Source organism: Nocardia transvalensis, from assembly GCF_015477765.1.
Lineage (GTDB): Bacteria > Actinomycetota > Actinomycetes > Mycobacteriales > Mycobacteriaceae > Nocardia > Nocardia transvalensis_A.
Genome location: NZ_JADLQQ010000004.1, coordinates 253,861 through 264,547 on the forward strand (window position 1 = coordinate 253,861; position 10,687 = coordinate 264,547).

10 protein-coding genes are annotated in these 10,687 nt (G+C 68.6%); 2 read left to right on the plus strand and 8 right to left on the minus strand.

What is annotated here, in order from left to right; translation table 11 throughout:
* From IU452_RS12910 to IU452_RS12940, 7 genes are all read right to left on the minus strand, one after another.
* Window positions 1-1,188, minus strand: coding sequence for a hydroxymethylglutaryl-CoA synthase (locus IU452_RS12910; RefSeq protein WP_195109242.1), 1,188 nt, complete (start codon window positions 1,186-1,188; stop codon window positions 1-3).
* Window positions 1,189-1,201: 13 nt separating this feature from the next.
* Window positions 1,202-2,245 (minus strand): hydroxymethylglutaryl-CoA reductase, encoded by a 1,044-nt coding sequence (locus tag IU452_RS12915; RefSeq protein ID WP_195109243.1) that lies wholly within the window; start codon window positions 2,243-2,245, stop codon window positions 1,202-1,204.
* The gene (gene fni / locus IU452_RS12920) at window positions 2,242-3,345 is read right to left on the minus strand and encodes a type 2 isopentenyl-diphosphate Delta-isomerase (RefSeq protein WP_195109244.1); all 1,104 of its coding nucleotides are present in this window, start codon (window positions 3,343-3,345) and stop codon (window positions 2,242-2,244) included. Before fni ends, IU452_RS12915 begins: the two co-directional genes overlap by 4 nt.
* Window positions 3,342-4,430: a phosphomevalonate kinase gene (locus IU452_RS12925; protein WP_195109245.1), complete on the minus strand. Its 1,089-nt coding sequence runs from the start codon at window positions 4,428-4,430 to the stop codon at window positions 3,342-3,344. Before IU452_RS12925 ends, fni begins: the two co-directional genes overlap by 4 nt.
* Window positions 4,427-5,443 (minus strand): diphosphomevalonate decarboxylase, encoded by a 1,017-nt coding sequence (mvaD, locus tag IU452_RS12930; protein WP_195109246.1) that lies wholly within the window; start codon window positions 5,441-5,443, stop codon window positions 4,427-4,429. Before mvaD ends, IU452_RS12925 begins: the two co-directional genes overlap by 4 nt.
* Window positions 5,440-6,411 (minus strand): mevalonate kinase, encoded by a 972-nt coding sequence (gene mvk, locus IU452_RS12935; protein WP_195109247.1) that lies wholly within the window; start codon window positions 6,409-6,411, stop codon window positions 5,440-5,442. Before mvk ends, mvaD begins: the two co-directional genes overlap by 4 nt.
* A gap of 124 nt (window positions 6,412-6,535) precedes the next feature.
* Window positions 6,536-7,075: a DUF1453 domain-containing protein gene (locus tag IU452_RS12940; RefSeq protein ID WP_195109248.1), complete on the minus strand. Its 540-nt coding sequence runs from the start codon at window positions 7,073-7,075 to the stop codon at window positions 6,536-6,538.
* Between the two features lie 86 nt (window positions 7,076-7,161).
* Here IU452_RS12940 and IU452_RS12945 point away from each other — a divergent pair, with 86 nt between their 5' ends.
* Together IU452_RS12945 and IU452_RS12950 are read left to right on the plus strand one after the other, a co-directional pair.
* Window positions 7,162-7,590, plus strand: coding sequence for a MarR family winged helix-turn-helix transcriptional regulator (locus IU452_RS12945; protein WP_195109249.1), 429 nt, complete (start codon window positions 7,162-7,164; stop codon window positions 7,588-7,590).
* A 75-nt stretch (window positions 7,591-7,665) separates the two neighbouring features.
* Window positions 7,666-8,964 (plus strand): FAD-dependent oxidoreductase, encoded by a 1,299-nt coding sequence (locus IU452_RS12950; RefSeq protein WP_195109250.1) that lies wholly within the window; start codon window positions 7,666-7,668, stop codon window positions 8,962-8,964.
* Here the strand turns inward: IU452_RS12950 and IU452_RS12955 are convergent.
* Entirely contained in the window at window positions 8,864-10,687 is a 1,824-nt protein-coding gene (locus tag IU452_RS12955) for an AMP-binding protein (protein WP_195109251.1), read from the minus strand. The genes IU452_RS12950 and IU452_RS12955 overlap by 101 nt on opposite strands.

Here is a 10,687-nt window from a genome sequence, read left to right on the forward strand (position 1 = left end):
TCAGCGCGTGGCGGAGTGGTTGACCTCGTAGATCCGCTTGTGCTCGTCGATTCCGGCGAGCCGGTAGGGAGCAGTGGTCGTGCGTGGAAAGCGGTGAGTGCCACCATCGGTCGGCAGCTCCGTCGCATGCAGCGCGCGGTAGCTCTGGTAGTCGATGGGCTGTCGCCGGGCGATCACGTCTCGGTGGTGGTCGGCGCGGCGGTGATCGCGGTAGCCGGGCATCACGGTCGCACCGAAGAACTCCGCGACGCAGCCGGACCCGTAGCTGAGCATGCCGACCGAGCGCCCGTCGAGATCGTCGGTGTGGTCCAGCAGCGACGCCAGCGCGATGAACACCGAGGCCGTATAGCTGTTGCCGATCACCCGGTTGTACAGGGTGGTGGGCTCGATCGCCGCGCGGATCGACTCCTTGTCGGTGGGCAGGCCCGCGATGGCGGCCAGGTGCGCGTGCGCCTTGTATGCCATCTTCGTGAACGGCTGGTGGTAGCAGAAGGACGCGAATTCACTTGCCGCAAGACCGTTCTGGGCGCTGTAGTCCTTCCATGCCGCCTCCACGGCCTGCAGGTAGGCATCGATCGACGCCTTGCCGTCGACCACCGCGGTGGATCGATAGTTCGGACGCCAGAAGTCCATGATGTCGGCGGTGTACAGACCCGAGGGACCGTCTATGCGCACCAGCGCGGGATCCGCGCCGACCAGCAGCGCCACCGCGGCCGCGCCCTGCGTCGGCTCGCCGGGGCTGTCGAGGTCGTATTTCGCGATATCGCTGGCGAGAACCAGAACTCGCTGGTCCGGATTGCGCGCGACCATCGCCAGCGCGAGCTGCAGCGCGCCGGTGGCGCCGTAGCACGCCTGCTTCAGTTCCAGCACACGCGTCGCCGAGGACAGCCCGAGCAGCGACGCGACGTAGATACCGGCCGACTTGGACTGATCGATACCGGTTTCGGTGCCCAGCAGCACCGTCCGGATGCCCTCGGTGCCGTGCCGGTCGATGATCGGCTGCGCCGCCGCTGCCGCGATCGTGACGATGTCCTCGTCCAGCGCCGCGACGCTCATCAGTTCCTGGCCGATGCCGGCGTGGTATTTCGCGACATCCACACCGGTGTGCGCCGCCAACGTGCTGTGCGCCAAGACATTCTCGGTGGTGGCGAAACACAGGTCGTGGATTCCCAGCGGTTGTTCCTGCATGATCTTCGCTTTCCTATCGGGTGGACGCTCGTTCGAGCTGCACGTGGGCGCGCATGAGCTCGCCCGGGTTGGTCTGCGCCGCCATGAGCGACAACTCACCGCACAGGACTCCCGCGGCGGCGAGGACCGCCAGTCGGCGCGCATTCTCGCCCGGGTTGCGCTCCGCACGGCAGCCCAGCCGGGTGAGGTTGTCGGACACGAAGTCGATCCCCTTTCCGTTGCCGACGGTTCCGACGATCAGATTCGGCAGGGTGCAGGAGAAATACAGGTCCCCGTCGCGGTCCTCGGCATAGGTGATGCCCTGCGAGCCTTCGACGATATTGGCGGCATCCTGTCCGGTGGCCAGATAGAAGGCCAGCAGCATATTGGCGTAATGCGCGTTGGCCGAACGTATTCCGCCCGCCAGCAGCGTGCCGATGAGGTTTTTCTTGATGTTCAGTTCGGCGATCTTGCCGGCGGTGGTGTGCAGCACCTCGCGCACGACGGGCTCGGGCACCAGTAACTCCGTCACGACATTCTTGCCGCGGCCGAGGATGCCGTTCACCGCGGTCGCCTTCTTGTCGGTGCAGTAGTTCGCGGAAATCGATCCGTACGACAGCTCCGGATGCAAGTTCAGGATGTGCTGGGTCAGCAGGTCCGCGGCCAGGGTGGCCATATTGTGCCCGGAGGCGTCGCCGGTGGTGAATTCGAAGCGCAGGTACAGCAGATTCGCGACGATCTCGTAGCGCAGTCCGACCAGGTTCGCGAATTTGCTGCCGCCCGCGACCACGTGCTGCAGCCCGTCGAGGTCGGCGGTCAGTCGCTCGGCCGCCGATCGCGCGGCCGCGGCGTCGGGCGCCTCCAGCAGGATGGAACGGGTCATCCGCTCATCGATCACCGTCGCCACGATGCCCCGCTCGACGAGGCGCGTGATCTTCGCGCCGCGACCGACCGAGGGCCACAGCGGCGATTCGTAGGTGGCCAGGGGGATCTCGGTCTCGATCTCTCCGGCATCGCCGGTGATCCGGATCGGGCCCACCCAGCGGCAGGGTATGGCCGCCGTCACGGTTTCGGTCATGGGTTCACATCCTCTTCGATCGCAAGCTTCTGCCGGACCCGGTCGCCGGTGCGGGACCGACAGCCGTAGCCGCCGATATCTATACCGCGTGCCTGGCAGAACTCCCGCAGCGCACCGGTGATGAGCAGGTCCGTCTCGGCCAGCTCGGCCGGTGTGCGCGCACCCAGCACGGTCATGATGCCGACCAGTTGATCCAGCCATGACGAGATGTGGGTGATCAGCGCGGCGACATCGCCCTCGACGAGAACGCTGAGGAACGGTCCGGAAGCACCCACCGCCGCGGCCCCCAGGGCGAGCGAGCGGACGATGTCGAGAGGGTGGCGCACACCGCCGGACGACAGCAGCGGAATCTGTGCGCCACCAAGGCAATCCAGCAGGCTGGCCGGTGCGCTCTGTCCCCAGCCGGTCAGATACTCGAAATCGCGCAGCGCGCGGCGGTCGTTCTCGATGCGGGCGAAATTGGTGCCGCCGCGGCCGCCCACGTCGACGGCCGCCACACCCAGATCCGTCAGGAGCGCGACGGTTTCGCGGCTCATGCCGAATCCGACTTCCTTCACGATCACCGGCACGCCGACCGCCGCCACGATCTGCTCGATCTGTTTCGGCCAGTCGCCGAAGGACCGGTCGCCCTCGGGCATGATCGTTTCCTGCACCGCGTTCAGATGAATCTGCAACGCGTCGGCCTCGACCAGTTCGATTGCCCGGCAAGCATCGTCGGCCGTGGTGCCCGCGCTGACGTTGGCCATGACGAAACCGTGCGGATTCTCCCGGCGAACCACCCGGAACGTGTCGGCGGTCGACGAATCGCGGAAATAGGCGCTCATCGATCCGGTGGCGACGGCGAGCCCGGTCTCACGGGCGGCGATCGCCAGATCGCGGTTGATCCTGCCGGTCCCGGTGCTGCCGCCGGTCATGGCGTTGATGTACAACGGTGCGCGCCATCGCATTCCGGCGACGACCGTGTGCAGGTCGACTTCGGCGCGGTCGATCCCGGCGAGCGCGTGATGAACGAAGTTCACATAGTCGAATTCGTTGCCCGCGCCCGGGGTGTGCTGTCGTACGGCGAGTCGGACGTGATCGTCCTTGCGATTACCGGTCATCGGAGGGCCCCCTCGCGCTCCGTCACACGCAGCGGGAGCGGTGTGATGTCCGCGGCGGTCCAGGCGTCCCGCACGCGCGCGGCGGAATCGCCGCCCGCATCGGTGATCGCGATCCCGCAGTCGCCGCCGCCCGCTCCGGAGGGTTTGGCCGCCGCGCCGCAGGCTTCGGCGGTCTCGCACAGGGTGCGCAACCGGTCGGTGAAGATGCCGATTCCGGTGGCTCGGTCGAGATCGGCCAGCAACCGGCGGCATGCGCGGACGGTCTCGGCGAGCCGGTCGCCCGCGCCCCGCTCGAGCGCCGCCACGGCCTCGTCCACGAGAGCCGAACTGCCGCGCAGGAATTCGCGGTGAGCGCTGCTGCCGCGCCATCCCGAGGCGTCGGCGCGGCCGACCCGCGCCGCCGTGCTGGCCGGTGCGCCGGTCCAGCCGACCAGGAGTTCGGCATCGGCGGGCGGGGGCAGTGGGCGGATCGAGAAGCCCGGCCAGTCCGCCCGCAGGGCCGCGGTGAGGCCGTCGCGTGCGGCCATGGCGCGGATCTGTTCGCGATCGGGGGCGCTGTAGCGGATCCATCCGCCCCACACGCTGGCTGCCAGGTCGCCGCCCGAGGCGCGCGGATTCAGGCGCGCGGTCGCCAGCATCGCCAGCCGGTACCGGATTTCGGGGGAGACCGGGAGCTCGTACAGGGCGGTGAGCGCCTCGATGGTGGCCACGGTGACCGCGCCGCTGGAGCCGAGGCCGAATTTGGTTCCGGCGTTGTGCAGCGTGCTGTCGACGGCGAGTTCGACCGGGCCCGGCCGCCGACCGGCCTCGCTCAGCAGCTCGGTCACCACGTCGACGGCCGAGACGATCGGCGCCCAATCCGCCGCCGCATCGTCCCCGTGTGCTGTCAGGCCGTTCGGGCCGTAGTCGAATTCCGCCGTGCCGGAACGGAGGTCGGACCTCACGCGCACCTCACTCGGTCCGGAGCCCGGTGTCGCGGTGACCGTCACGTAGCGGTCCACCGCGACCAGCAGCGCCGGGTGGCCGGGCTCGACGACGGCGTACTCACCGGCGACGAACAGTTTCCCTGGCGCCCGGCCGATCATGCGGGCACCTCCGAACTCACCAGCCGGGCCTGCGGGCCGGGCCGGGCGGTGACGACCGAGCGGGTGCAGTCGAGCGCCGTGAGCGCGGCCGCCACGGTCCGCGCATCGCGGCGATGGCACAGCACCTTCACGTTCGGGCCCGCGTCGATGGTGGCGTAGGCGGGCACACCGTCCTCGCGCAGCAGGCGGACCCGGTCGAGCACCGTGAGGGTGGCGGGGGACAGGTACCGGACCGCGGGGCGGGCGGCGAGCATCGTGGCGTGCATGCCGAGCGCGTTGTGTTCGGCGATCTCCCCCACTTCGTCGAGGTTACCGGCCGCCAGGGCGCCCAGCATGCCGCGGAAGTCACCGGCACTCGACTCCGCCCACGCCCGATACAGCGGCGAGGTGTCCACGGTGTGGCGCATGGCGGTACGGCTCGACACCGATTTGGCGCCTGCGTCGACGACCGCGACGACCATCGCGGGATCCAGGGCCGACGCGACCGGCTCGGCGAAGGAGGTGCGGTCGCCTTCGGCGCCGAATCCCGTTCCGGCATACCAGGCTACGAAGCCGCCGAAGATCGAGCGGCTCGCCGATCCCGACCCGCGCCGCGCCAGCCGCGACAGCGCGGTGCGGTCGTAGTCCAGGCCGTAGGCGTGTGCGGCGGCGGTGGCCAGCGCGGCGAACCCGCTGGCCGAGGAGGCCAGTCCGGCTCCGGTCGGCACGGTGTTGATCGTATCGACCGCGGCCTTCTCCGATCGCCCCGCCGTGGCGCGGACCAGCTCGAGAAATTTCACGACGCGCCGCTCGAAGTCGCCGGTGGCCGGTGCGCCCGCCACGGTGACGACGTCCCGGCCGGCGGACTCGTCGATGCGGACGGTGGTGGTGGTCGGGTAGATGTCGAGCGTCATCGAGACGCTGTCGGTGACGGGCAGGGCCGTGTCCTCGTCCCGCTTGCCCCAGTACTTCACCAGGGCGATGTTCGGGTGCGCGACGGCCGTGACCGCCTCGCCGGCTGTTTCCACGGTCACGGCCGTCCACCGCCCGTCGGTGCGGTGAACGAGGCGGGACTGTCCAGCCCGAGAGTGTCGGTGGGCACCGTCCACACGGCGGTGGCCCCCGCTGCCCGCAGGGCGCCGGTGACCGCGGCGACGTCGCGGTCGGGCGGGACCAGCGCGACGATGCAGCCGCCCAGGCCGCCGCCGGTGAGCTTGGCCCCCGCCGCTCCCGCGTCGGCCGCCGCCTGCACCAGGCGGTCGAGTTCGACGGTGCTCAGGCCCAATTCGGCCAGCGCGCCGTGATTGTCGAGCAGCAGAGAGCCCAGCCGCTGCCACTGTGCCTCGGGGAGGTAGGTCATCGCCTCGGTCACCCACCCGGTGCAGCGGGCCGTGAAGTCCTCGCCGCGGGCCGGATTCTCCGTGAACAGCCGACGCACGTGTGCCACCGCGTCGCGGGTGGAGCCGGTGACGCCGCTGTCGGCGACGACGAGCGTGGCGCCCGGGGCGAAGGGACACGGTGTCGCCGTGCCGCCGACGAACAGCAGTGGATGCGCCGAGCCGGTGGCCGCGGCGTCGATGCCGCTCGCGGTGCCGTGTGCCCCGCGTTCGGCGGCCTGGACGAGGTCGTAGAGCTGAGATTCCTCGAGCGCGAGATCGAACAGATCGGCCACCGCCGCGAGGGCGGCGCGCACGCAGGCCGCGCTCGAACCCAGCCCCCGGCCCGGGGGAATGCCGCAGTCGAAGCGGATATCGATGCCGCGCTGCGTTATTCGATGCTGGGCGAGCAGATCGGTGACGACGACGCCGAGGCGGGCGGCGTGTTCGTCCTCGCTCCCGCCGTCGACGGTGACGCCGACGCCGGTGGTCGGCACCGCCGTCGCCCGCACCGAGACGTCGTGCAGCGGAAAGACCACCGCGGGAGCGCCGTAGACGACCGCGTGCTCGCCGAGAAGAATTGTCTTGGCGTGTGCCGAGCCGATACCGAGCGCCGAAAAAGCCAAGACTTTCCCTTCGTCGCGTCAGATCGCCGTACGACAATCAACTTGCGTACGGCGGAAGTCGCAACAATGCTGGCACAGATTCGCGACGACAGTCTATTTGCTGTGATCCTGCTCTCGTTCCCAGTCAGTTTCCGCTGGCAGCGGGCTCGGCGAGCGTGTCGCCAGTTGGCTGAACCGAAGCCCCGGCGGTGCGGAATTTGATGTACAGCACCGCCGTTCGGGCGATCACCTCGCACAGCGCCATGAGGATGAGGGCGGTCGGCCAGGTACTTTCGGAATGCAGATCCAGCCGGGTGCTCCATTCGGCGATCGTCTGCGCGCCGCCGTGCAGGGCGAACAAGCCGAAGGCCAGCCGCCCGCTCATGCCGATGATCCACAGCGCCGCCGCCGTCGCACCGGCTTTGGCCATCACGACGCCCTCGCGGGTGTACACCGAGGTGTAGAGGCCGCAGGCCGTGCCGAGTGCGGTGCCGAGGACGGCGAGCGCGATCGCGAACAGCCAGTCCGATCGATAGGACGGGAAATCGCCGAGGTATTCGAATCCGGCCCACACCACGAGCCCGACCGGCCACAGCAGCCCCGTGACGGTGAGCTTCTTGCCCCTGATCTGGCGCAGGACCAGCAGGATCAAGGCGAGCGAGATGAGCCATTCGGTCCAGGTCATCGGATCTCCTTCCCGGGGACGAATCGAATATATCTGTAGAGATACATCTGTCAAGATTGAATTCCCCACTGCGGTACGCTCCCGGCGTGGACGTGGTACGGCTCAACCGACTGGCCCGTGACCTGCGGGAAATAGCGCTGCGGGCCAGTCAGGGCGGTGGGGATCTGCCCATTTCGGTCACCGAGTTGGCGGTCGTCGAGCATGTGGCCCGGCACCCGGGCGCCTCGGTCGGCGATATCAGTCGCGGGACCGGTGTGGCGCAGAGCCGGATCTCGCAGATCGTGCAGCAGTTCACGCGCGAAGGGGTATTCGCGCTCGAACGCGATCCCGAGGACCGTCGGCGCACCCGGGTGCGCCTGGATGCGGAATTGCGGCGGCGGGCGTATCAGGATCACGGCCGGCGCGATATTCGCGCGGCGCTGGCGGAGGCGTTGCCCAAGCTTTCCGAATCGGAGGTCGAGCACACGATGTCGCTTCTGGAGGAATTGGGGGAATTGTTCGAATCGGGGGCGTGAGAGGTCGATGACTGTGCTGAATGTCTCGCCCGCGCGACCGTGTTCGAAACTATGCGAGGCGCATACCATTCCGGTATGGCGGCGCGTGATTTCGATGTCATCGTGTGTGGCGCTGGCGTCGGCGGTTTGACGGCAGCCATTCGATTCGCTCGACAGGGGCGTTCGGTGCTGCTGATCGATAAGCAGGACGGGGCCGCCGAGACATTCAAAGGCGAACTGCTGCATCCGGCGTCCATGGCGACGCTGGACGAAATGGACGTTCTCGAGTCGTTGCGCGACCACGGCGCCCGGGTGGTCGATCGGCTGATCAGTTCGACCGCCGACGGTACCGAGTTGTGCTCGATGAATCTGCGCTGGTTCGACGGTCCGTACGACCATTGTTTGACCAGTTCGTACAAAGATATTTGCGATGTATTAACCCGCTCTTTGCCGAATGGCGTCACATTTCTACGGCGAACGATCGTCGAGGACCTGATGCGGGATGCGGACGGGCGGGCGTTGGGCGTACGGGTGAAGTCCGGCGGTGCGGTGGACTCGGTGCGCGCCCCACTCGTCGTGGCCGCGGACGGGCGGTCGTCGCGATTGCGCACACAAGTCGGTATCACCGTGGCGCAGCAGGAGTACGGGCATCAGGTGGTGGGTCTCGAGCTGACCGACGAGCCGAGCCTGCACACATGGGCCAATACCGTGATCACGCCCGAGGGCATGCGGGTGATGTACCCGATGCCGCACCGCGGTGGCCGGTTGTACCTGCAGATTCCGAAGGGATTCGCGAACCGGGTCGGCAAGGCCGAAATCGGCGAGTGGACGCTGCGCACGGTATCGACCACACCGGCGTTGCGGCAGTTGCAGGATTCGGTGGGTCGTGCGGTTCCCGACGCACGCGTGTTGTCGGCGCGACGGTTCGTCGCCGATCGATTCGACCGCGCGGGTGTGGCATTGATCGGCGATGCCGCGCACGTGCTCCATCCGATGGCCGGTCAGGGCATGAACGCCGCGATCGCCGACGCCAAGGTCTTGAGCGCCGCGCTGGCGGAAGTCGATGTCGACGACCGCGGTGCGGTCGACGCCGCGCTGGCCGCCTATACCGCTACACGGCATCCGGAAACCGTCACTATCTGCGAGTTCAGCCACCGATTCGCGGACCTGTTCACCAGCACGACGACCGCCCTCGGTTATCTCAAGACCCGCTACATCCTGGGCTGTCACGGACGCAATCAGCGGCTCAGTTACAAGATCATGCACAATATCGCGGGCCTGGGATATCAGCGGTTCACCGTGCTCGATCGGCTGCAGCAGTTGGGCTTTCCGGATCGCAATGCCGGGCTGCCAGGTCGGCCAGGTATGCGCGATCGAGTTTGCAGTGCGCCGTGAGCCGGAACCGCCCGACGGCGAGCACCCGGTCCGGAACCATATAGGCGGGCAGCGTTCTCGCCAGCCCGGACCGCAGCGCGGCCTCGTCGACATCCGGTGTCTCGACGAGCAGCACGAGCCGGGCGGACGAGGGGGAATGCGATATCCGCACGGCCGCCGCGCGCGTCCCGCCGAGCAGTTGCGCCGCGGTGTGCTCGATCTCGCCCAGTTCGACGCGGTACCCGCGGATCTTGACCTGCGCGTCGGCCCGGCCGCGATGCGACAGCAGGCCGGTCTCGGTCGCGGTGACGAGGTCGCCCGTGCGGTACCACCGGCGCCCGTCGAATTCGGCGAACCGGCCGTCGTTCAGGCTCGGATCCAGATAGCCGCCGAAGACCTGCGGCCCTGACAGCAGAAGCTCGCCGTCGTCGGTGATGTGGGTGTCGACGGTGGGGTGGGGTGAGCCGATCGGGATCGTGGGTCCGGCGGGCAGCGGTTCGCGCGCGGGGATCCGGAGACCCGTCACCCAGACCGTCGCCTCCGCCGGTCCGTACGTGTTGTCGAGCACGGCATCCGGTGCGGCGGCACGCGCCAGCGACGCGGCCTGCGGGGACAGCGGTTCGCCGCAGCTGACGATGTAGCGCACCGCGGGCAGCGATCCGGGCGGGAGATGACCGGCGCGTGCGGCGTTCTCGATCAGGCTGGGTGTGCACGTCCACACCGAGACACGGTGCCGCGCAAGGGTGTGCGCGGCCGTGAGAGCCTGCATGCGCGGCACGGACACCAGCGCCGCGCCGGTGGCCCACGCACCCCACAGTTCGAAGACCGACAGATCGAACGTCAGCCCGTGGCTCTGGGAGAACACATCACCGGGGCCCACCCGGTAGTTCGGCAGCACGCTGGTCAAGAAGGCGTCGACATTGGCGTGCGTGATCGCGACACCTTTCGGGCGTCCGGTGGAGCCCGAGGTGAAGATCAGGTAGGCGAGGGCCGTCGTCGGCACTCGGGCGGGTTGCCCGGACGTTGGCTCGCCCGTGGGTAGTTCGTGGCCGTCGATCACCACCGAATCGGCTGCCGCCGCCGTGATCGCCTCCAGATGGGCCGCCGCCGACGGATCATCACCAGGATCGGTGCGCACGATATAGCGCACACCGGCCTGGGAGACGATGGCGGCATTGCGGTCGGCGGGTACGTCCGGCGACAGCGGGAGCACCGTCGAGCCCGCATGCAGGACGGCCAAATAGGCTCGGTAGCAGTTCGTTTCGCGCTCGCCCAGCACGGCCACGATCTCGCCCGTGGGGATCCGGCGCGCCAATTGCGATGCCTGATGGGCCATCTGCGCGTAGGTGAGTGTGGTGTCGCCGTCGACGAGGCAGGGCTCGTTCGGGAATCGCCGTGCCGTGTCGGCGAACCGCTGTGCCAGCGTCGATCCGCCGACTCGTGCCGCGTCGGACTCGAGGTGAGGGCCGCCGCCGGTGTGGGATGGACTGTCGTCGCAGGGCTGCGGGGTATGACCGGAGGCGAACAGCCAGAGCGAGCGGGCCGTCCGGAACGCCCGTTCGGTGAACGCCGACAACGGGACTCCGTATCGCGCGGACAGGGCGAGGCCGAGTTCCAGTTGCCCCAGCGAGGTCAGGCCGTAGTGGGTCAGCGGCCGATCCGGGTCGAGGGCGATGTGCTCGTCCGCCCCGTCCAGTTCCGTGCGGAGCAGGCGTTCGAAGTCGTCGTCCCACGGTGCGGACAT

Excerpts from the sequence above, each read along its gene's own strand:
- IU452_RS12925 (WP_195109245.1), bottom strand. The coding sequence starts at position 4,430 with ATGATCGGCCGGGCGCCAGGGAAACTGTTCGTCGCCGGTGAGTACGCC.
- fni (WP_195109244.1), bottom strand. The coding sequence starts at position 3,345 with ATGACCGGTAATCGCAAGGACGATCACGTCCGACTCGCCGTACGACAG.
- IU452_RS12955 (WP_195109251.1), bottom strand. The coding sequence starts at position 10,687 with ATGTCCGCACCGTGGGACGACGACTTCGAACGCCTGCTCCGCACGGAA.
- IU452_RS12910 (WP_195109242.1), bottom strand. The coding sequence starts at position 1,188 with ATGCAGGAACAACCGCTGGGAATCCACGACCTGTGTTTCGCCACCACC.
- IU452_RS12940 (WP_195109248.1), bottom strand. The coding sequence starts at position 7,075 with ATGACCTGGACCGAATGGCTCATCTCGCTCGCCTTGATCCTGCTGGTC.
- IU452_RS12950 (WP_195109250.1), top strand. The coding sequence starts at position 7,666 with ATGGCGGCGCGTGATTTCGATGTCATCGTGTGTGGCGCTGGCGTCGGC.
- IU452_RS12915 (WP_195109243.1), bottom strand. The coding sequence starts at position 2,245 with ATGACCGAAACCGTGACGGCGGCCATACCCTGCCGCTGGGTGGGCCCG.